The organism is Mucilaginibacter sp. UR6-11 (assembly GCF_020880695.1).
GTDB lineage: Bacteria > Bacteroidota > Bacteroidia > Sphingobacteriales > Sphingobacteriaceae > Mucilaginibacter.
On record NZ_JAJIWO010000002.1, the window covers coordinates 596,489 to 621,033 of the forward strand.

13 protein-coding genes are annotated in these 24,545 nt (G+C 39.0%); 12 read left to right on the plus strand and 1 reads right to left on the minus strand.

From position 1 onward, the window contains the following. Nucleotides 1–101: 101 nt before the first annotated feature. The 3 genes from LJ658_RS07955 (at nt 102) to LJ658_RS07965 (ending at nt 4,464) form a co-directional block, all read left to right on the plus strand. On the plus strand, nt 102–2,039 hold the full coding sequence (locus LJ658_RS07955) for a nucleoside-diphosphate sugar epimerase/dehydratase (protein WP_230545952.1): 1,938 nt from the start codon (nt 102–104) through the stop codon (nt 2,037–2,039). Between the two features lie 341 nt (nt 2,040–2,380). Then, entirely contained in the window at nt 2,381–3,790 is a 1,410-nt protein-coding gene (locus LJ658_RS07960; protein WP_230545953.1) for a glycoside hydrolase family 125 protein, read from the plus strand. Between the two features lie 227 nt (nt 3,791–4,017). Beyond that, nucleotides 4,018–4,464 (plus strand): hypothetical protein, encoded by a 447-nt coding sequence (locus LJ658_RS07965; protein ID WP_230545954.1) that lies wholly within the window; start codon nt 4,018–4,020, stop codon nt 4,462–4,464. A 75-nt stretch (nt 4,465–4,539) separates the two neighbouring features. On the opposite strand, the gene LJ658_RS07970 is transcribed toward LJ658_RS07965, so the two are convergent. Further along, nucleotides 4,540–7,290 (minus strand): carboxypeptidase-like regulatory domain-containing protein, encoded by a 2,751-nt coding sequence (locus tag LJ658_RS07970; RefSeq protein WP_230545955.1) that lies wholly within the window; start codon nt 7,288–7,290, stop codon nt 4,540–4,542. Between the two features lie 864 nt (nt 7,291–8,154). On the opposite strand from LJ658_RS07970, the gene LJ658_RS07975 reads away from it, so the two are divergent. The 9 genes from LJ658_RS07975 to LJ658_RS08015 all read left to right on the plus strand — a co-directional run bounded on the left by LJ658_RS07975 (nt 8,155) and on the right by LJ658_RS08015 (nt 24,535). Further along, nucleotides 8,155–11,187 carry a SusC/RagA family TonB-linked outer membrane protein gene (locus LJ658_RS07975; protein WP_230545956.1) on the plus strand — a complete coding sequence of 1,011 codons (3,033 nt, stop codon included), beginning with the start codon at nt 8,155–8,157 and terminating at the stop codon, nt 11,185–11,187. 43 nt (nt 11,188–11,230) lie between these two features. Continuing rightward, nucleotides 11,231–12,811 (plus strand): RagB/SusD family nutrient uptake outer membrane protein, encoded by a 1,581-nt coding sequence (locus LJ658_RS07980; protein ID WP_230545957.1) that lies wholly within the window; start codon nt 11,231–11,233, stop codon nt 12,809–12,811. A 20-nt stretch (nt 12,812–12,831) separates the two neighbouring features. Then, entirely contained in the window at nt 12,832–14,067 is a 1,236-nt protein-coding gene (locus tag LJ658_RS07985; RefSeq protein WP_230545958.1) for a fasciclin domain-containing protein, read from the plus strand. Between the two features lie 6 nt (nt 14,068–14,073). Further along, a complete protein-coding gene (locus tag LJ658_RS07990; protein WP_230545959.1) occupies nt 14,074–15,225 on the plus strand; it encodes a DUF5007 domain-containing protein in 1,152 nt (383 codons plus the stop codon). Between the two features lie 29 nt (nt 15,226–15,254). Further along, nucleotides 15,255–18,443, plus strand: coding sequence for a SusC/RagA family TonB-linked outer membrane protein (locus tag LJ658_RS07995; RefSeq protein WP_230545960.1), 3,189 nt, complete (start codon nt 15,255–15,257; stop codon nt 18,441–18,443). 17 nt (nt 18,444–18,460) lie between these two features. Then, the gene (locus LJ658_RS08000) at nt 18,461–20,077 is read left to right on the plus strand and encodes a RagB/SusD family nutrient uptake outer membrane protein (protein ID WP_230545961.1); all 1,617 of its coding nucleotides are present in this window, start codon (nt 18,461–18,463) and stop codon (nt 20,075–20,077) included. Between the two features lie 13 nt (nt 20,078–20,090). Further along, nucleotides 20,091–20,879: a fasciclin domain-containing protein gene (locus LJ658_RS08005; protein ID WP_230545962.1), complete on the plus strand. Its 789-nt coding sequence runs from the start codon at nt 20,091–20,093 to the stop codon at nt 20,877–20,879. A gap of 67 nt (nt 20,880–20,946) precedes the next feature. Further along, nucleotides 20,947–22,557 (plus strand): DUF5008 domain-containing protein, encoded by a 1,611-nt coding sequence (locus tag LJ658_RS08010; protein ID WP_230545963.1) that lies wholly within the window; start codon nt 20,947–20,949, stop codon nt 22,555–22,557. 118 nt (nt 22,558–22,675) lie between these two features. Further along, complete coding sequence (locus LJ658_RS08015) at nt 22,676–24,535, plus strand: DUF4983 domain-containing protein (protein WP_230545964.1); 1,860 nt, start codon at nt 22,676–22,678, stop codon at nt 24,533–24,535. Nucleotides 24,536–24,545: the final 10 nt, after the last annotated feature.

Here is a 24,545-nt window from a genome sequence, read left to right on the forward strand (position 1 = left end):
GTATGATGTAACTTTGTTGCGCTATTTGAAAAAATATTAAACAATATGTATATCTTTATGTTTCCTATGTTACCTATTCATGAAAAACAGTATTAACATCTATGAGAAAATATTTATTGTTTGATAAAGTAGTGCCCAGATGGATGATCATGGTATTAGATGTTCTAATTATCACCTGGTCATTTTCCACATCTTATTTTATTGTTAATCGTTTTGAGTTTTTTAATATACTAAGAGGATTTTTCTTTATTTATACGGGTTTATACGTAGCAATAGCCGCATTGGTTATGTTTGCAATGCGCATTCATTCCGGCCTTATCAGGTATTCAAATACGCGTGATATGCTGCGGATATTTGGAGCTGCCTTTATAAGCACATTTGTTTATGCGGTAGTAGCCTATTTATGGATTGTGCCGATTTTAAAAACTGATGCTTTTATGCTTAATCTGGTATTATTGGTTAATTTCTCAGTATCCAGTGCCTTGTTAATTTTGCTTAGGGCGGCAGCAAAAAGTACCTATCATTATATTATAAATTATTCAGTTGGTCAAAAAAGTACCGTGTTAATTTATGGCTCTGATGACAATGCCATTTTGGTTAAACAAGCTTTAGAAAACAGCATTAAATCTAATTTTTCTGTAATTGGTTTTGTTGATAATAACAGCAACAAGATAAATAAAGAAATTAGCGGGTTAATGATCCATAACATTAACAAACTTAGTCTACTCCAGAAAAAGCATAAAGTTGAAAAGTTGATCGTGGTAAACGATCATCTTGACAAAATAGAGAAAAAAATGGCGTTGGAAGAGTGTTTGGCTCTTGGTATACAGGTATTAACTGTTCCTCCGTCTGATCAATGGATTTATGGGAAATTAAATCTTAGCCAGATAAAAGATCTTAAAATTGAAGATCTTTTGCAACGCAAGCCTATTAAAATTGACAGTACCAGTATTTCAAAAGATATTTATGGTAAACGGGTATTAATTACAGGTGCAGCCGGATCTATCGGGTCTGAAATTGTTAAACAGGTATTACGATACAATCCGGCCTTAGTTATTTTGTGCGACCAGGCAGAATCACCATTACATGAAATGCAGCTGGAAGTGGAAGAAGAGTTTCCTGACATAGCTATCAAAATATTTATTGGTGATGTAAGGAGCCATCGGCGCATGTATAGATTATTCAGTAATTTTTATCCGGAAGTAGTTTATCACGCTGCGGCGTATAAACATGTTCCGATGATGGAAGAAAACCCTTCAGTTGCCATAAGGACAAATGTTTTAGGTACAAAACATATTGCTGATCTTTCGATGGAGTTTGGTACTAAAAAGTTTGTTATGGTATCAACAGATAAAGCTGTGAATCCATCAAATATAATGGGCGCTTCGAAACGGATTGCTGAGATTTATATTCAATCTCTTAAAAACAGTGATGTAAATACTTCGGGTACGTGCTTTATAACTACCCGTTTTGGAAATGTACTTGGGTCAAACGGCTCTGTTATTCCCCGATTTCAGGCCCAAATACAAAAAGGAGGCCCTATAACGGTAACGCATCCTGAAATTACGCGGTATTTTATGACTATCCCGGAAGCTGTTCAACTGGTGTTGGAGGCAGGCACAATGGGAATAGGAGGAGAAATATTTACATTTGATATGGGTGAGCCGGTTAAGATAACAGACCTGGCTACTAAAATGATTAAACTTGCCGGTCTGCAGCCTGATAAGGACATTAAAATAATATATACGGGTTTGCGGCCAGGCGAAAAACTATATGAAGAATTGTTGAATCTGGGCGAACACACATTGCCCACACATAATGAAAAGATAAATATATCAAAGGTAATAACTTATCCTTACCAGGAAGTGGCTAATAAAATTGATGAGTTATTGGCTTTAAATCAGGCCGATGATAGCGATATCGCCATAGTTAATAAAATGAAAGAGATTGTTCCGGAGTTCATCAGCAAAAACTCAACATTTGAAATACTAGATAAGAAAAAAACTGTTAAAGGCCCAACGCTTGCGCCTAGTCTTTAAGCATTCCTGCTTAATAAGCCTGTTGTCATCAACCAAGCGTTTTACACACCTGTTCTACTAATTTAGTATAACGACACTAATAGCTTTAGCTTTATCATGCTGTCTTTTGGTGTTTTCAATTATATACACTGATACACTGGGTAAGTTAAAGCTTAATCTGTCGCCTTCACGGAAAATATAATTTGCTTAAGTGGTTTAAAGTTTTTAGTATTGGAAAGTTTTAAATGCTCACCAAAGCAAAAATCCTGACAATAAATTAAACCGATTTTATAAATAAAAAGCTGATGGTCAATGCGTCGTTAAGAGGTGTTGCAGGCTTTAATTTTACTTAAAATAATATTATGCAAAGAAGAATTTTCATGAAAAGTACCGGCTTACTGGGCGCATCAATGTTGCTAAGTAAGATGCCGACATTTGCGCAGGCAGGATACCCTACAGTTAGAGTGGCAAAAAGAAATTTTACCAGTGCTGCTGTTGAAAGCGCTATTACCGAGTTCAGCAGGAACGTAAAAGATAAAGAGCTTACCTGGTTGTTTAACAACTGTTTCCCTAATACGTTAGATACAACCGTAACGTTTACTGAAAAAGCCGGAAAGCCAGATACCTATGTTATTACGGGTGATATTGATGCCATGTGGTTGCGTGACAGCAGTGCGCAGGTGTACCCTTATCTCCACTTTATAAAACAAGATAAAAAACTTCAACAATTGGTAGCTGGTGTGATTAATCATCAGGTTACCTGTGTGCTAAAAGACCCGTATGCTAATGCATTTTATAATGATCCTGATAAAGTAGGAGAGTGGGCGCATGACGAGACAAAAATGCAGCCGGGCCTTCATGAAAGGAAATGGGAGATCGACTCGCTTTGCTATCCAATCAGGCTGGCTTATAAATACTGGAAAGTAACCGGGGATACGAGCCCCTTTGATGCCAAATGGAAGTCGGCAGTTGAGCTTACGTTAAAAACTTTTAAAGAGCAACAGCGCAAACATAGCCAGGGCCCTTATAGTTTTCAACGTAAAACCGCCTGGGCCACTGATGGTGTGCCGATGAATGGTTATGGTTATCCTGTAAAACCAAACGGTCTGATATGCTCTGCTTTCCGCCCAAGCGATGATGCTACCATTTATATGTACCTGGTACCGTCAAATTTCTTTGCAGTTGTAAGTTTGAAACACGCGTCTGAGATGATCAGCGCCATAACCGGGGATACCGCGTTGGCTGCCGAACTTAAAGCGCTGGCCCTTGAGGTTGAAACAGCGTTAAAGAAATATGCTATTATCAATCATCCATCTTACGGCCGCATTTATGCTTACGAAGTTAATGGTTATGGGAGTTTTAACCTGATGGATGATGCAAACGTACCCAGCTTGTTAGGTTTGCCTTATTTAGACGCCATGCCGGTAACTGATCCTGTTTACCAAAATACGCGTAAGCTGTTATTGTCGTCAAATAATCCGTTTTTCTTTAAAGGTAAAGCAGGCGAAGGTATAGGCGGCCCGCATGCAGGGAGAGATATGATATGGCCATTAGGCATTATTATGCGCGGTTTAACCAGTACCAGCGATATTGAAATTAAACAATGTATAGCCATTTTAAAAAGCAGTAATGCAGGTACAGGCTTTATGCACGAATCATTCCATAAAGATGACGCCAGGCACTTTAGCAGACCATGGTTTGCCTGGGCCAATACCTTGTTTGGCGAATTTTTATGGGAAACCTATAAAAATAAGCCACATTTGTTAAGTTAGTAACGATATTGATAAATTGGCTGGCAGAGGTACTGCCAGCCAATTTATTTAATAGATTTTATTTGAATAAATAGTTACAATACTTCAATAATATTTTATGAATTATGGATATACAGGATCCTTATAATTTGTAGTAAATATCATAATAACTCCCCCAAGTATTAGGCTGCTATGAAAGTGCTGGTTTTTGGCCCGTCGGGCTCAGGTAAAACTTATGTGGCAAAGGCTTGAAAAGCTTAGGAGTCAATGCGTTTGATGATGCCGATATAGAGGGCCTTTCAAACTGGTATGACCGCGATGGAAAGATAGTTGCTACACCTATGACGGCTGACGAAACTTTAAACAACCACTACACCTTTTTGTGGAGCAGAAAAACGCTGGCCAAATTTATTGGTCAATATACGGATATTTACGTGTTTGGCGGCTCGGGCAACTTGCCAGGCGTTTTTGATCTTTTTGACCGGATTTATTTTCTGAAAGTAGACCCCGGGCTACAGCGGGACCGATTGCTGAGCCCTTTGCGGCCAACCCCATTAATGGATATCAAGGATGGTGATTTTATAATTTGGGGCGAGTGGTTGGAGCAATTGGCTAAAGAGCGCAATATTCCGTTTATTAACGCGGCCCAGACACCTGTTCAAATTTTTGAACAGATTAGCGGCCAGGATATTTAGGTATCAAATAGGCTTAAATTACAAAGCCTGCGGATCCCGCAGGCTTTGTAATTTTGAAAAGTTTAAATCGTTTGTTTACTGTACAGTGTATTTGTAAACCTGACGTCCAAACTCACCGGCTGCATTAATGCCTTCCACAATAACTTTATACGTCCCAGGGCCATCAGCATTAAAAAAGTTAAATGAGGTTTGTCCGGTTTCATCAGTTTTAATACGGGGGTTCCAGTAAACAGTGGTACGCAGGTCTGGTATCTGCTCGCTACCCGGTTTGTCATATTTAGGCAGGTAAAAGTCACGCATTTTGTTAAATCCTTTAGGGGTGACATTGACGATACTTGGGTTATACTGCTTACGTGTTACACCCAGTTTAGTAAGTATCATAACAGAAGGCCCACCCAGCATATTAACCATAGCCGCGTTGGTCCTTACCACTAATATTTTTGCCACATCTTCCGGCAAGATCCCTCCGTCCAGTATTTCTGATACCGCGCCCGCGCCCTGAACTTTCACGCCGTTAAGGTATACCGAAATTGACGAGTTACCGCTTGCACGAGCGCCTAATTCTTTAAACTCACTCCCATACTGTCCCTGCTCAATAGCTATACCCTGCAGCCGGCCCTGCAATGCCATCCCCAGGGTGGTATATGATGCTACATCGTCTTCACCAAAAGTAATAACCCTATCGGCAGATTCCTCATCAGGTAACTTATACATGCCCTGTGGAGCAATATTTGAAGTGCGTTTAGCTCTTATCGCTTTTATTCTTACTTCTTTTAACCGTTGTACTTTATCTAGTTGCCCGGTTTTTTCGTAAAAGTCATCAAGTTTTCTACCATTTTCAAGATAGGTTTTTAAAGTACCTGAGACATTGGTGGTAACATCAGGCATATTCTTGTTTTTACTTATCCTCATCCTTGGCAGGGTGTCTATAACAAGGATAGTGTGATCGCTGTTTTTTGCTGTCCGGGCCTGTATGGCAAACTTTATGCTATCCTCTAAAAATACTCCGTCAAATGAGAATTTGCCGTCGGTGTCGCTGGTAGTGCTTTTTGCAATCTTTGCCCGTAGTGATAACATAGTAACCGTTGCTCCGGGCAATGGCTTACTGCCAAGGGTTAGTACCCGGCCTGATATTTTGGCCCCTAAACCTTCGGCTTCAAATACGGGTTTCGAATTAGTGGGATTTATAATTTCTTTCCAGGTAAAACGGCGATAACCTTGTGTAAGCATTAAATTATCGAGAGCTTTGTTTACCTCGTCGTTATTATTGGTGAAATAGTAATTCGGTTTCTCAACATATCCCTTCAAATCAGATGTTAGCAGCATATGTGAGAAGATGGTGTTTTCTCCGCTTTCGTCCATCGGTACCCTGGTCTCGTCAATTACCGAGACAGAGAAATTTCCGCCAAGCGTTGCCTGTCCATTGCCATCTTTAGCCGCCAGTTCAATTTTTATAGCCTCTTTACTTTTATAGGTGTTTTTTGAGCTTTTAACACTTAACTGCATTAGGTCATTACTACGTATAAAAGCAACCCTTTCGTTAAGCGGTTCACCATCGCTGTTAAAAATAGTGAACTGGGCAATCCCTGTAGGGAATAATTTTTTCTCTAACCAGATAGAAGTGCTGGCTCTTGCTATTTTAACAGGCGATGCAACAATTACCTCGCCATTGGTTTGTCCAACAAAACTAAGCGTTGGCGCGGCAGCCAACTGTTTTGCAGACGCGCCTATTCTTACCAGTATGCTGTCTTTATTAGGCTGATAGACGCTTAATACAAAACCATCGTCTGATGCCTTGGGTAAAACTATGCCTTTGGTGCTCCCGTCAGGAAAAGTTATTTGCGCGCTGTAGCTCTTTCCGGCTTCAGGCCTTATCAGGAAGCTGCCCATACCGGCGTGTGCAGCTTCAAACTCGGCAATTTGATTATTAGCCTCGTCTACCACTTTACCCTTAATGGCAACACCAAGCCCGTCAACGCCAACGGCTTTAAATGCAAGTCTCGAAGAGACCCCAGCAACCAGACCGCCGCTCTCAGGAAAGAACTGAACGTCGCTTTGGTATAAAGATGCTTTGATCGGGAAATCGCGCATGATAGATTCTTTATTGCTACCTTCAATAATTGTTCGGATATAAGCGCCGCTAAGGTTAACATTTTTATTATTGGGAATAGTTAATGATAGATTTCCCAACGCGTCAGTTTTTGTGGATTTAGTTTCGATAACTTCTTTATTAATGACAATTTGGTATTTCACGCTTTTTTCGGCAAGTGCCCGGCCATCATTGTCTGTGTAGGTTAATAAAGCAGTTAAAGCTTGTTTATTGTTAAGGGTTTTATATTGATAATCAGCCCTGGTAACTATATTGCCGTTGGCCGGATCGCCTACCGTAAAGGTTTTATCAAAAAAGTATTCATCACCGGCATTGCGCATCCATCGTGTGTAGGCTCTTATCCGGTAGCTGCCTGCCCGCAACTCATCGCCCAGCGGGAAATCCCCTACCACCATACCAGTGGTTATCGGCAATTTTAATGTTTTAATCAATGAATCCTGTTCCGTTATTAACTCCACATATAAGGCGCCGCTTAACGCTGATAGCTGGTGCCTGCTGCCTACGGTTACATATCCTTTAAACCATATGGTATCGCCGGTGGCATAGTACGGCTTGTCCATGTGCAGATAAACCTTTTCCTGAGGATTGTTGTCGGTCCACTTTTGAAGTGCCGCTACAAGCTTTTCGACAGGATCATCGCCCTTTGGAATAAATGCAAAAAGCAGTAACAGTGAGCAGATGAGCCCAATGATAATAGGTAGTTTTTTTGATTTCATTATAATTTAGGTATTAGGTTAATTTAAACACAGGCATTTTGTGGATATCGCATCCCAAAATGAACTCGTTAATAATGTAAAAAAACATAAATTAATTGACAGATTAAAAGTATTCTCCAAAAAAGAATGTTATCTGACTGCATTTATATTGTTATTTAACAATACCGTAATAATAATATAATAACTGTAAGGCGAATTTTTTTTGCCCGGTATTGATTTTAACCATTGTACGCCGCCCTGCCAACATAAAACATTGCGTAATATTAATTTTATTCATGCTGTTTTTCTGGTCGCACGAACGATAGTAAACTCGGCCTCTGCGGTCAATAGGCAAATTTTGTTTGCTTTTTTAGTCATTTTTAAGTGTAATGCGGTTATTTTTAGGGTCAAAAGTGGCTTTTTGTTGCTTTTAAAATATTTTCAAGAATATTTTAAAATTTATTTGGGACATATTAAATTTTATTTTGTATCATTGTCAAAGTGAATAGCCACCAGCTTCAGCAGGCGCCTGTTTACCAACCAATTATTATAATATACCAGTTATATTTTTATTGCCCTAATACAATCAATTTATTTACTATTATAAACCAGCTATGATCAAAATTTTACAAAAACCCTTTGGAGTGAATCCTCCCGGCGCTAATTGCCATGATTTTCTGAATAATCGACTGACGAGTGTTGGTCTATATTTTTTTTCAGGTAAATAATAGGCCAAGCAAGCTAAACGATTTCATCTGTATTTTTTTAATATCGGCAAGATATTTCAGCTATAAAGCTGAGATATCGGGCGTTAGTTATTAAAATATTTCTACTACAAACAATTAATAAACAGTTTTTTAATCAGTTAATACTTAATTATCTGTTATGCGCATTATTGCAATTATAACTTTCCTGGGTGTGCTATGTACAACAACGTACTCCTTCGGCAATACGGCTATGTATGCACGTGTCTCAAGTCACACTACAATTAAAGGGGGTGTCCACCTAAAAGGCGCCACCAGAGCGGGACGAGACACTACCCGCAAGGATACAACAACAGCGGATTCGGCTGTAGCCATTTTGCCGCCAAAAAACACTATTGCGAAAAGACTTGAGTCTAAAACCAATTTTGTAGATCCTGTAAAATTATCAACCTTTCCGGCAGTTTCCTTGCAGCAATATTTAAAAGGAGAAGCGGCAGGTGTTTATGTAAGCGAGCCTTCGGGCGAGCCGGGAACAGTTCAAAACATGTTTATACATGGAACATCACAGCCGTTGCTTTCAGCACGCGAAGCGTACGCCACGCAGCCGCTAATTGTTTTAGATGGTGTTGAGCTGGTTTCAGAACACCCTTACGCTTTTGATATCCAGCAGTATCAGTATAACAGGATAGGCCCTGCTACTAATACGCTGGCCACTATCAATATGGCAAATATCGAATCTGTCCAGGTATTAAAAGGATTAGACGCCACTGGTATTTATGGCCCTAAGGGCGCTAACGGCGTTATTGTGCTAACCAGCAAGGGTGCCAGTACTAAAAGGAGGATTACTTTTGATAGCTACGCTGGTGTTATCACTCCTAATTCCGTTACTACTATTAATGGTAGCTTCGAAAATAAGTTTAGAAGACAATTTTATAACAAGTATACTTCAAACGGAGCCTTCTCAGACAGTGATACTTATCCATTGTTTTTAAGTGATTCATTAAACAACGCTTTTTACGGTCCGTCTAACTGGAACGATTTATATTATAACAGCCAGGCTATTTATAGTGTAAACGCAAGTATTAGTGGCGGCGATGAGCGCGCTAACTTTAACTTCCAATTAGGAGATACTAAAAGTGGTGGTGTCGCAGATAAAACTAAACTTGACCGTTACAATGCACGTTTCCTGTTAAATATGAAACCGCTTGATTGGTTTACTTTTAGTGCAATGGTGAGTGCAAATACCCTATTACGTGATCGTAACAAAAACGTTCGTGACAGGTTAGCTCAGGTTAATTACATTCCTGATTTGAGTACGCCGCTGGCACCTAACAAAGACAGGTATGCAGAATACTTATCTCAATTTAACAATGGCTTTGATAAAAACAAATCAAACCTGGTTAACGGCTACGTTAAATTTGGCATTGATCTGGGTAAATTCAAATTTGTTACTTCATTTGATGTAGATTATAATGAAGGTTACCGTGATATATTTTATCCAAGGACCCTAATGCAAACTACTAATTATGCATCAAACTACTTTGGCTACAATCAACGTACCGGTATCAACAACATTGCCACTTACGATTATCAGATAAATGCCGATAACAAATTCAATTTTACTGTTGGCAACCTTTTCCAATTTGATTTTTACAGGTATACTTACGCTTATGCCTATAAAGGAAGCAATGATTTTATCAAGTTAAACTTAATAAACTCTGATCCTTCAAAAACAGACCCAAATTCGCCAGACTATTATTTGCTTCCTACTGTGTTTAAAAAACAGTTGGTGTACAAATTCTTAGATAAAACAAAAAACAATCAAGTTGCTTTTTACGGAAAAGCTGACTACTCTTTTAAAGATAAGTATACGTTATCTTTATTGTTAAGAGCTGATGGTTCTTCCAACCAACAACCAACAGATCGTTGGTTCTACTCACCTGTATTATCTGCAGGCTGGGATCTGAAAAAAGATTTACTTGAAGATGCTAAAAGTCTTTCTGAACTTAACTTACATGCAAGTGTAGGCCGGATGGGCAGATATGAAAACTTTGATAATTACGCTCAAGGGCCGCAATACACAGCATTTATCGGATTTACTGGTAATTTAATTACCCCAGGTTATGATGGTTTGGGTTCGTTAACCCGCCCTTATACCGCTGGCTACGTTCCTTATAATTTAAAATGGGCTTACACAGATCAGGCCAGCCTTGGTTTAGACGCAGCATTTTTGAACAAGCGTTTATATTTAAGCTTAAATGCTTATTACAAACATGATAAAAATATGTTGTTAGGTGTGCCTTCGGCTGCTGAATATGGTTATACATCTGTTATCCAGAATGGTATGGCTATACGCAATACAGGCATTGATGCAACCATCAGCGGAGTTATTTTCCCTTCAGAAAACAAATTCTCTTGGACATCAAGCATTAACATTAACTTAAATCATAACACTTTAACAGCTTTACCCGGCGGCTTGAATCAAATAGTAATCGGTGATAAATTACTTCAGGTTGGAAAGTCTGTTGACAGCTACTGGTTATTAACTAACCAAGGTATTTATAATACAGATGCAGAAGTGCCAACTGTAGGTGGAAAGAAAATGACCTACAATGGTATTGTTATGAAAACTGGCGATCCGAGATGGCAGGATGTAAATGGTGATAACCAAATTACTAATGCCGACCGCACTTTGAAAGGCCATGCTTTACCAACAGTAGCTGGTGGCTGGAGTAACGATATCGGTTATAAAAAATGGACTTTAAGCCTGAATTTCTATTATAACATTGGCCGTCAATTATTAAATCAGGACATGGCAAACAGATTTGACTTTTATAACCGCGAAGGTGTAAATGACATTAACTCTGTAAAGGAAATTACATTTTGGGAGAAAAGAGGAGATTATTCAAAATATCCAATTTACAACCCATCAAGTTCTGTAAATCCTTACCAGGTTAATCAGGATCTGTTCTTAGAAAATGCGTCATTTATTAAGCTTCGTACAGTTTCATTAGGTTATGATCTGACAGAGAAAATGAAAAAGAAATTTTCTACTATTCACAAATTCTATATTTATGGAAGTGTAAATAATGTTTTCACGTTGACTAAATATACAGGACAAGACCCGGAACTGGCTGATTACACTGGTTACGATACCGGGTACGGAATGCAAATTCCACGTACTTATATATTAGGAGTTAAGCTTGATTTTTAAAGTCGTAGACAAAATATTTAATACCGTTTAAAATAGAGATGAAATGAAAAAAATAATTTTGCTGAGTCTTATCTTTTTTACCCTTATTGCTGATAGTTGTAAGAAGACACTTGATGTAACATCAACACGTGTTGTAAATGAGACGAACTATTGGAATACATTAGAAGATGCCCGGGCTGCCATCATGGGTGTGTATGGGTTAACAAGAGCAGCACTCGCCGATAATAATGGGCATTGGATTTATGGTGATGTCCGTATGGGTAATTTTGCCAGCCCAATCCGCCAGGATTTGAAAGCTGTAATAGCTAATAATCTTAACGCATCATACCCGGTAATTAATCAGTTGTCTAACTGGAGAAGGTTTTACGCGATTGTTAACGCGGCTAATATCTTTTTAGAGCGTATTGGTGAGATAAAGGCAAAAGATGCCAGGTATACTGCCAACAACATGACTGTTGATAAAGCACAAGTTAAATTTTTACGTGCTTTTGCATACTTTTATATGGTCAGGATATGGGGTGATGTTCCTTTGATTCTATCTTCACGTGATGGAACTTTTGAAAACCAACCAAGGACAAATCAAAACGCTGTTTTAGGGTTTGTTCAATCTGAAATGGAAGCCGCTGCAAATGATCTGCCTTACTCTTATAGTAATAATGATTTGCAACAGCCTGGTTTGTATTATAACCAACCTCGTTCAAGATGGAGTGGCGCTTTAGCTACTAAACTCAGTGCCTATGCATTATTAGCTCACGTTGCTGCCTGGCAAGGCAAATATGTTGATGTAATAAGATATACAAATTTTGTATTGACAAATTACAGTACTAAAGGTTTCCTTAGTTATACAAGTACAGCTAATTTAACCTCCCGGACTGGTTTATTCTATACCAATATTAACGGTAATAATGATAACCAACTCTTGGCCTTTGGGTTTATTTGGGATAATCAGGACGCTTCATTTACAGGTAACATTGAGTCATTAGCGTTAGCTGCACCGGTTGTCAACAAAAATACGCCTGATATCTATGTCCCTAAGGATTCTATTTTATCAATATTTTCGGATCCAAATGATGCCAGGTTTAATATTGATACCACGGGTACTACCCACTCAGATGCACAAACCGGCAACGGCTACTTTACCAACTACCTTGGTAAATTCCCAATCTTTGCTAAAATCAAATGTATTATGGGCGGTGACAACGATAAGACGTTCAGGTTATTCTCCAGCGCAATCCTGTTAACACGCCTTGAGGATGTTACGTTATTGCGTGCAGAAGCTTACGCTGTTTTAGGTGAGAGTACACTTGCTATTAATGATTTAAATACCATCAGACAATTAAGATATAATGTGGATCAGGTGGGATTAATAAACAACAGCGCTACAGATTATCTTGCATACAGCCCTGCCAGAAACGGAAGCCCTATAGAAGCAATATTTAAAGAGCGCCAGAAAGAATTTATGGGTGAAGGACAGCACTGGTATGACAGAGTGAGATATGAGAAAATTAAACAAAGCAATCCCCAGTTTTTGCAACTAATTAATAGCGGAGGTATATACTGGCCTATATCGCGCGACTTATTGGCGCAGAATCCTTTGTTAACACAGAATGCATATTGGAAGTAATAAAGAAAGAGAATAGAGACATGAAAAGATCAATTTTATTCGGAAAATATTTAGTAGCAATGGTTATTGCTACCTTAATATTGCAAACGGGATGTAAGAGGGAGTTGGGCGATCATAACGCCACCCCGACTCCTAATACTACTAACCTAACTACTTATGATTACCTGAAAAGTAAACCCGGGGTTTATGATTCATTGCTATTGCTTGTTGACAAGATGGGCATAAAGCAGACGTTGACAGACAGTACCGTAACGTTATTTGCACCATCAAATTCAAGTTTTCAAATAGCTATTAAAAACTTGAATGATATACGCAAATCTATTGGTCAGGGACCGATTTATCTGAGCCAGCTTGCGGCAGGTGGTGTCGGCCTTCCTACAGGTAAAATTAGATCTAAGGCTAAACGCGACAGTGCCCAGTTGGATACTATGGTATCCCGTTATATCATCAGAAAAAAATTCGTAGCTAATGATTTTGCTATTGGTGATGGACAGGTTATTTATAGTGTTCGGGGTGGATATCCAATGCATGGTCAGCGCATCTTTGCTGATGCAGAGGGCTACCAGGGTGGAGGATCAGAGGTTATTGAATTTGCCAATACCAAAAGAAGTCTTTTTGTTGCTAAATGGTCAACAACTACAACGTCATCTGTAGATATTCAAACCAAAAACGGCATTGTACATTTATTAAAACCGGATCATGTGTTTGGATTTGATGAGTTTGTATCCAGAATTAATTTGGTGCCACCTCCGCCGGTTGTTTTTGATTTAAAAAATGATAAGTTATATCCATCATGGCCGCCCGCTTCAGGTTATACTGACGGACAGGTATCCGCAGGTGAGATATTTATCAGATGCCTGGATGGTAGTGTGCTTACCAAATTTATCACCTACTGGGCTACACAATATCCTACAACTATGTATTGGTTGCCAAAAGTGCCGAAAGTGTCTAACTGCTATACCATGACTTCAGCTAATGACTCTAAAAGCTACAGAGAGCGTGACCCCCGGGCATTTAGATTAGAGGCTACTCTGGATCCAAATCCGGCCAGTTCAACAGCCGTATGGACCTTGTTAGATGTTCGCCAGGATCAGGATTGGACTACAAATTATCAGCAAAAGATATTTGATTTCAAAAATACCGTGGCATACACAGGTTACAGGTTGACTATAGTTCAGATAGGTACCGGTAGTACAAATGGAAACTTATTTCAGATTTCTGAATGGACTATGAACTATAGAGACCCAAATAACTAAGAAGTAATGTTTAATAAAGTAAACAAAGTTATGCAAAACACCATAAAATATAGAACTTTTGTATTGTTAACAGCGGTAGTTGCTTTTTCGGGATGCAGGAAAATATTTAACCTGCCCGATGAAAAAAGTTATCTAAGTACACAGGCCGATTATACTACAAAATCCTTTTCGCCCATAATGGGCAGAACTACGCTTTATAACAACATATTTAGCTCTGTTGGATCTACCTTCCCGATGACCTTTGAAATTAAAAACCCAAGGTTTGGTGATGGAAGAGATGCAAGTGATATGTTAGCTGTAAAACCAACTTTAGTTTGGACACAAGAGTATACAGGTAAAGAAACCAGTTTAGCTCAAATTGAGGCCAAAAGACATCTGGAAAATCACCCAATACTGGAGGTAAGAGGTTCGGGCGATCTTATTTGGTGGTATACAGGAACAAAAGATATTATCAGACCTGCCGACTCGGTAATATACCCTCAAAATACAAGGTATATTGATATTAAAATTACCAATAGCGGCGGTACCAGGACAATAAAGAACTTAACACTTACTCCTACTATTGACCGACCTTATTATCCTACTGATGATTATAATATAATAACCGGTCAGCCAAATACAACTACGCCAGGCGGAAAAGTATTGGTTCATATTTACCCTACCTCATTAAATGGTATTGTTGGTGCTACAACTAACCAGCCGATGAATGATCCGCAAAACGCCAATACGGGGCTGGTATATGTTTATATCAGAAAATTCAGTAATGACCCTAACGGACACAGGCTTAGGATTAAAGTATTGGGTAAAGATTCCTTAGCTATAGATCCTGCAAAATTTAATGCTACAAAATGGTTAGATCAAATTCACGGATTTAAAGCAGATGGTACGCCTGGTCCCGATTTAACACATGAGTATGCTGAATATAATGTTGCTTACCCTATTCCTCTTGCCAAAATACCAACAAAATACACAGTTAATGGTGTCGGTAACACAACCGGTGGTGACATAGCTCAAATTAACCTGCTGTATACACGGGTAAGTTTTGGTAACGTGATAACGACAGCAAGGATTACACAGAATTTCGCAATTTATGAAAAGGGTGATTGGGAAATCGTGATCCACTTTAAAACTGTCAACCCTAAGTTTGATAACGATTAGAAACCCTAATGACTAAAAACTAATATACAATGAGAAAACAAATTATTTGGCCGTCAATTTTTTTCTGTTGCTTCTTTCTTTGCCAGAATTTGATAGCACAAGTTAAAAAGGTAACCGTAAAAGGTATCATTTTAGATGGAGTAACAAAAGAGCCATTGACGGGAACCACAATTGGTACACCGGGTAAGGGTTTAACACAAGCGGATGCGAATGGTAACTACAGCGTAGTTGTTGATGATGGGTCAACACTGGTATTTACTATAGTGGGTTATGCAACGCAATCCATAAAGTTAAGACCTGGTCAGGTTACATTAAATGTAAATATGGCATCAGATACAAAGCTGATCAACGAAACAGTAATTCGGGGTTACGTTAAACGTAGCCGTGAGCAAACTACTGGTGCTTCGTATATCATTACTGGTAAAGAAGTTCAAGATAACCCGGTGGGTAACGTTGAACAATTATTACAGGGTAAAGTTGCAGGTTTGAACATCCAGAATAATACTGGTGCGCCGGGTATGCGCGGATCAGTTAACATTCGTGGTTTATCAACTATAGCCGTGACCGGTAGTGGCGACAACGCATTTTTACAACCAACTTCACCGTTGTATATTATTGACGGTATCCCGTTGACTGCAGATCAAGCTTCACAATATGGCTTTGATCAACAAGGGTCGGGTGTGAGTCCGTTGTCTTTGATCCCTCAGGAAGATATCGCAAGCATGGAGATCCTGAAAGATGCAACTGCAACTGCGTTGTATGGTTCAAGGGGTGCTTATGGTGTGATTTTGATAACAACAGTAAGAGGTAAATCAAAAATACCACGCGTTGTTTACACCTCGAATTATTTTGTGTCTAAGGTTCCAAAGTTACGTTCAACTTTAGGGGGTAATGCAGAACGGGCTTTCAAAATAGCTCAGATCAATAGTTACGCTCAAAATAATGATAAATATTTACTTACCTATACACCGTTTCTTTCAGATAGTTTGAATGCTTATTATAACAATTCAACAAACTGGCAGGGTATATATTACTCAGACAAATTCAATACTACACAGAACGTAGAATTAGATGGTGGTGATGACAAGTTTAACTACAAAACAAACTTAAAATACTTTTCCCAAAGTGGTTTGGTGGCGAATACAGGTTTCCAGAGCTATAGCGTGGATATGAACATGCAGTTCAGGCCATCTAAGAAATTAAGTTTCTTTGGCGCTGTAAGGTCTTCGTTAGGTAAGGTTCAATCTGGTAGCGGTACCGGCGTGTTACAGACTATTGTAAATAATAGCGGTAACAGATCTACTTTATTGCCGGGTCCGTCATTCCTTTTGGCTACAAGTGATGTATTACAAACACTTGATATTAGAAAAAGTGCAGGCCCTAAAGAAGTTAGCGTAAATATGAGTGCTAACTACGAATTATTACCAGGCTTAAACTTAGCAACATCCGGAAACTACGATTACACTATTGACAACACAGATTCATTTTTACCAGCTGCGGCCAACGGCCAGTATGCACAAATAGATAACAACTATCAATATACTTCTACTTTATATAACAGGAATAATATTTCCTACACAAAGTCTCTTGGACAACATAACTTATTCTTGAACTTATTCAATGAGATTTACGTTACCAATTTTCAGGCAAACTATACCAGAATTTTCGGTAGCCCTAATGATCAATACGAAGGGCCGACCGGTTATGACGGAAGATTAACTACAGGCGGTGGTGTATTAAACACTTTCACTAATCTAAGAACCGCTGCGTTTGCCGCCGCGTTTACTTATGATTATAAAAAGAAATACATCGTCGACTTAACTTATCGTATAGATGGTTCATCAGCCAACGGTCAGAAAGATCCATATACTAAAAACCCTTCTATTGGTTTTAAATGGAATCTTACCAAAGAAGACTGGATAGCTAATTCTACTTCTAAATGGCTGGATTTTGCAGATATCCGGTTAACCGCTGGTCAAAACATATACCCGGTAGGAACTTTGCAGGATATTTACGGTAAATATAATCCTAATGGTTTTTATAACAACCAGCCACGTGTAGGTATCGATTTGGATGAAATACCAAATCCATATTTGAAATCAAAAAATGTAATTCAATATAACGTTGGTTTTGATGCAGCATTCTTTAATGGTAAATTGGATGTAACCTTTGATACTTACTATAAAGGCGTAACTAATGAGTTATTTAAAAACCAATTAGATAATACGCTTGCTTTCTCAAATTATCAAAGTAATGACGCTGCGCTTTCTGATTATGGTTATGAGTTGTCATTAACTATCCGTCCATTACGTAAAACAAGTAAATTTATCTGGACAGTTAACGTTAACGGTGCTTTGAACTATGACGTATTGACCAAATTACCTGCTCAGTACAATGGACAGTATATTAAGATCAACGATCCGACTGCGCTTGATATAACAGGTCAGTATATAGCTAACAGAGTGGGAAGAAACTCTTTATCTAACTACCTGTTTATTAACAATGGTGTTTACGCTACAACTGCTGATGTGCCGGTTGACCCCGTTACAGGCTTGAGACTTAGAAACTTGTTTACTAACCAGGGCCCTCTATACTCTTACCAGGGTGGTGATGCCAAATTGCAGGATTTTAATGGCGATTATGTGATTGATGCAAGAGACAGACAGGTAAGTGGTAATAGCCAGCCTCTAATCACTGGTGGTTTAAGCAATACATTAACCTACGGTAATGTTTCTTTGAACGTTTACGCTTCTTACACCGCGATACGTTCAATCATTAATGCTTCACTGGCTCAAAGGTTGTTACAACTTAGTGATCCGTTTGGTAATAATACTACAGATGGTCCCAGGTCAGTGCCTACATCAAGTGATCTTAATATCTGGCGTGGTACAGGAGATGCAAGTGCGACATACGCAAACGTATACAACTATGCTCATGAGAGATATGTGAGCAATTTCAGAGCTGAGCAAACATTATTTCAGGAAAATGGTAGTTACTTTAAGATCAACCAAATCACTTTGTCTTACGTATTACCTAAGACGTTCGTTAAACGTATAGGTCTTAATTCAATAAGACCGTATTTTTCAGCGAGTAACGTGGCAATATTTACACCTTACTCAGGTCCGAATGTTGAAAACGTAAATGCTTTAGGTAAGGATGTTAACGGAGCTTATCCAAATCCACGTACTTATACTTTAGGACTTACTGTTCAATTTTAATCAATATAAAATAAGACATGAAAAAGATTATTATTTGCTTATTATTAGTGGCGATTGCGTCACAATATAGCTGTAAGAAATTCCTCGACATCACTCCTATTGATAAGCTTACGGGTAACAATTATTATCAATCGGCGTCGGATGTTGAAACTAACATTACAGACATGTACGGTCAATTGTTTGATAAGTATGTGCAAACCAACACCGCCGGAGCTACCGGAGAGTTTCGTTCTGGTGAGGTTGTCCCAACAAGTAACCAAAGTGGTGACAGAAAACTGAGATACGATGTGGCGCTACTTGGCGGTCATACCAGGCACGTTGATTTTTCCGGTACAACAACTGGTTTTCAAACCATAGCAACTACGGCTGTTAATGACCGTTTGTTGCTTAATGCGCTGTTACCTAACTATAACGGCATTCCAAATACGTATAACTTTGTAAACCTAACACGTTGGAATGAGTATTACCGTGTGATTCAGTCTGCAAATATCCTGGTTAGTAAGCTTACTGACGGAATTCCGTCATTATCTGCGGATCAGACTAAGAGATATTTGGAAGAAGCTAAGTTTATACGTTGCTTTTGCTATTTCTTTATGGTTAGACTATATGGAGACGTTGTTTATTACACTACAGCCTATCAAAAAGATCCACTACCAAGAACAAACATGGTTTCGGTAGTTAACCAATGTATTGCTGATCTTTTACCAGGTAAAGAAGATCTTCCACCTTCAATAACCGATCCTTCTTTAAGGGGTGTCAGAGCTTCAAAAGGCGCTGTAATTGGGTTGTTGATGAACATGAACATGTGGAATGCAGGCTTTGATCCGGCTAAGAAAGCTAGCTATTACCAGTCAACAATAGATCTTGGCGAGGAGCTCAAGGCGAGCAATGCTTTCCGTTTGCTTCCATTAAGTGAATGGAATACAGTAACTAAAGGTCGTTCAGAAGAAAGCTTATTTGAGTTATTTACAACAGTAAACTACGGTAGCCAAATATTTAGTCTGGCACAGTTTGGTGAATCATTTATTCACTTCCCTTACAGGCTTCCTGAATATAACAATCGTACCAGTCCGTGTGTATTCACAGCAGATTACATGAAGAAACTCTTTCCTGATCCACAAGACGGCAGGCTAAGTACCTGGTTTGATGATGCATTTAATCAAAATGCTGAAACTTTTCAATGTAAAAAATTTGCCGGCAATACGTATATTGATGCAAGTCAACCGCTTAATAATGCTATTCCGGATGCAACCTTCCTGATCATGCGATATGCTGATGCTATTTTATTACGTGCTGAAGCTTATGCTCAATTAGGTAAGGATACCGAAGCAGCAGCAGCTTTGAATGAGGTACGAAACTTTCGTGGTGCCTCGCCTTATCCCAGCTCATTTGATACCAATAGCTTAAAGGATGTTATTTTTTATGAGCGTGCAAAAGAACTGATAGGTGAAGGAAGCCATTATTTTGATTTGGTACGTACAAAAAGGATCCTGAGTAAACAGTATACAGATAACCCTCTAACATCAGATAAATTCGGAAGAGGTGGCTGGACATGGCCAATTGATCAATCTGCTTTAACTAATAATCCGTATATGACATTAAATGCATATTGGAGAGGAACTGGCATTGAATAATATAATTAAGCACATGAAAAATACTATCAAAAAATACATTGCACCTGTAATTTGCTCAGTTATACTAGCTATAACGGTGTCATCTTGTTCAAAGGATAATTATTATAAGGACGGAGGGGTTGTTGATCCGAAGTTCAACGGCACTATTCTTCAGTATCTTCAGTCCCATTCCAAATTTGATACTATCGCGCGGATAGTCAAAATAGCAGGCATGGAGGATATTTTTTCTAAAGAAAATATCACCTTTTTTGCACCGACAGATGAGGTGGTGAGAAGAACTATTGGTATCGTTAACGGCAATATCCCATTGTTACAGGGCGGATTAAATCAGACATTGTTTGACTTAAAGAAAGATACAATAAAAAAACTAGAAGATATTTCGCCAGCAATCTGGAGGAAATACCTGATGAGATATGTGTTTAAAGGCAAGTTCTTGTTAAAAGATTATCCTCAACTTGATTTTAGTTTGAGGCCTTTATATCCCGGTGGTTATTATTATGGGTATAATGGTGATTTAGCTAACATAGGCGTTGTATTTAACACGGTAAATACGGTTAAATATGCGGGTTACCGCCAGTTGACCATCCAGATTGTGGTTGACCCGTCTAACCCGAGCAACTATTATTTTGGCGCTGCGCCAGTTGCATCGTCTGATATCCAGCCGACAAATGGGGTAATTCATGTACTGGCAGAATGGGTTCCGGGAACCACTGATTTGGGGGATATTCGGTTAAACCCCACCACTATGAATGTTTTCGGTATGTACTATGATTTTGGTACGGATGTTATTTTAAGTAAATAAATTCTACCTAAAAAGAGATTTAGATATTTAGATAATGAATAAGAATTTTGAAATTTAAATAAACGTTATGAAACTTAAATATACTGGTTTATTAATTGTATTGGCGGGATTGCTGGTAGGTGGTTGTAAGAAGAACAAGCAAGTCTTCCCTGATCCATACTCAGGCGCGAGGTCGCCGTTGGGTATCGTTACCAATCCCCAACAAATTCCCGTGCCAGCATCGGGTACCGCGGGTACTATCGTAAGTATTTCTGCGACAGGCTTATTGCCCTACAAAGATCAATTGACGTTTTTATTCAACGGCCAGCCGGCAAAGATCACTGAGATTACCGCAACAGGCATAAAAGTTGAAGTGCCTTCAAAGGCCAGTTCGGGTGTTACAGCGTTTGTAGTAAACGGGCAATTGGTATTTGGGCCATTATTTACCGTTGTTGGTAAAGTAAATTTGGATCCGACCTATGTGAACGTTGCGGGTACAGACGGACCTGTTTTAAAGGCTTTCCCGATACCTTTAACCACACAACTGATGATAATGGGTAATTTTACCAATTATAACAACCAGGGTCGTGTTGTACATATCAATAGGCTTACAAGGGCATTTGCTGACGGATCATGGGACCGTTCTTTCACTCCGGGCGCCGGTGCAAACGCAACTGTTTATGATATGGCGCAGGTAGGGCCTTATTACTATATCGTTGGCGATTTTTCTGCATATGCTCAGCAAAGTGGCAATGTAAGCCGGATCGCGAAAATTAATACGAATGGCTTAATTGATACGGTAGCGGTAACTACATATCTTAAAAAAATTAAATTTGTTCCGACCTTTAACGGGGGCTTAACAGGTACTGTGCGCAGTATTTATCCGGTGGGTACCTCAAAAATGATTGTTACGGGTGATTTTAATTTTTACACATCACGTCGTTATGATCAAAACACTTACGATGCAAAAGACAGTACCATTATAGATAGTGTTGACGTTCGTCAGTTAGTGAAATTAAATGACGATGGCAGCATTGACCCGAGCTGGAGATTTGATCCAAACGCTCCGGGTTACAGAGGTCGCCCTGGTAAGAGTTTACCTGGTGCCAATGGTCCTATCCGTACGTTAATGCAATCTGATGGGAAGATATTGGTTTATGGCCAGTTTACTACATTTGATAATGCTCCGGCAAACAACATCCTTAGATTAAATGCGGATGGCTCGATCGATCCGACATTTAACGTTGGCTCCGGGGTCGACTTTGGTATCAACTTCGCATGTTATAACGCCGCTCTTAATAAATACATTCTTGTAGGTCCGTTTAGTAAATATAACGGAAAGGCCAGTCAATATATGGTTCAAATAAACGCGGCGGATGGTTCAATAGATCCAACCTTTACAGCTAAAGTATTTGATGGTGGCATACCAACTTTTGCTAAGTTATTAAATGACGGCATTGCAGTAATTAACGGCGGATTTAAATCTTATGATGGTGTTATCAGAAATGGATTTGCGGTTCTGGATGCAACCGGCGCGTTAAAAGACGGCTATAACACGATAGGTAATGTGAGTGGAAATATTTACGATATTTATGAGACAACCTCGGCGGATAACAAACGTGCGTTGTTGATTATGGGGTCGTTTTATTCTTTTGATAACCAGGTTAAAAATAATATTGTTAGGGTAACATTTGAATAATATAGTTTATTAACAATAATAATAATTATACATTTGCGTTAACAAAAAACCATTATAACTTGTTGTGCACTAGTGCATAAGCTAAATAAACCGAACGAACTTAAATTAAACATATAATATGAAAAATTTTAAAGCCAAATTATTTGGTGTATCGCTTTTTGTATTGACTTTGGCTGCATCCTGCAACCACGATTTCAATAAAGTTGTACCGACTTCCCCTCCTAATACAGGAGCTGTGTATAAGACACCAAAAGTACTTTATATCATTGCAGATGGCGCAAGGGGAGTTTCAGTAAGAGATGCGGATATTCCTACTCTTAAATCACTTATACCAAATGCTATCTATACCTGGAATTCATTATCAGATGCAACTGTTAATACGGATGCAACTAACTGGGCTGATATGATTACTGGAGTTAAGAAGGAAAAGCATAACGTTTTAACTGAGGATTTTGCCGGTAATAGCCTGGCTACTTACCCTGCGATATTTCAAAGGATTAAATCTATCAGGCCGACCATGCGTATCGCTTCTTTTTCTGCTTCAAGTGCATTCAAAGCTAATTTAACAGGTGGTACTGATGTTTCAGAAACTTTTACAAGTGATGATGCAGTTAAAACCAGAATGGTTGATTTCTTAAAAGCTGACACTGCTTCTTTAGTAGTTGGTGAATTTGCCGGCATTGAAGCCGCTGGAAAAGCTTCAGGATTTGACAATTCATTTCCTGCTTATAAAGCTGCAATTAATACCTTTGACACGCAGTTAGGCGCTATACTTGCATCGATAAAATCAAGGGCCAATTATGCCAATGAAAACTGGATGATTATAGTAAGTTCTAACAAAGGCGGTCCTGCCACATTGCTTCCTAGTCAGGATGACAAGACAGTATTCAGCAATACAAGCGCTAACACGTTTACTATTATTTATAACTCCGGTTTTAATCCGACTTTTATCGGCAAGCCGTTTGTAGGTAATTCCTATACAGGAAATTCAGTGAGATTCCTGGGATATCCTGAACGTGGTGTCGGGCAAGTTAGTAAACAGTTGTCTCCTGCTTTTAATTTTGGAGATACTTCTGGTTTCACGATTTCTGTTAAAGTTAAGAAGCATAAAAACCCTGTTACTACTTCAAGAGGTGATTATTATTACAATTGGCCCGGGTTTATGGGTAAGCGTGGTGCTGATGCTCAAAATACACCAACCACAGGTTGGGGTAATGATGGGGCGTCTGGTCCTGGATGGGATTTCTGTTTAATCCAAAATACTTGGAGGTTCTTCCTTGCCGGTAAAAATGGTTATAAAGGTGGTTCAGAAATTCTTGGTCTTAATTTTAGCGGGGATACATGGCATGATTTAACAGCAGTTATCGAGAGAAAACCTGACGGACATAAATATGTAAGAGTATATACAGACGGCGTAATGGGTATTACCAGCAGAGGCGGCGGCTCATTAGCAAACCCTTTGACAACGGCTTATGATTTAGCGGGGGATGGTGCCGCTAATGGAACCGATGTTAATCTTGATAATAATTCTGTATTACGTGTGGGATATACCCCAGGCGAAATGGATGGCGGTACCGGCGGAGCCACGTTTGGTAAAATAGACGTTGAACTTAAAGAATTAAAAATCTTTAAAATAGCTATCCCTGATGCTGCTGTTAAGCAATATGCTTGCGATCAAACCATAGACAGAAGCCATCCATATTATCCTTATTTGATTGGCTATTGGCCGATGGACGAGGGTACTGGTACTGTATTAAATGATAAAGGCCCTGTTGCAGCTAACATGACGCTTAGCCAAAGTTCTGCAAATGGTTACTCATGGCAGTCATTTCAGGATTTAATTTGTTCGCCGGCAGCTACTAATCTGGCTTTATTGGTGCCTAAAAATGCTGACATACCTACGCAGATATTGAGCTGGTTTAACATTGCACGCCAGGCTGCCTGGAACTTAGACGGCAAAGTTTGGGTTGCAAACTAACAAAATGATT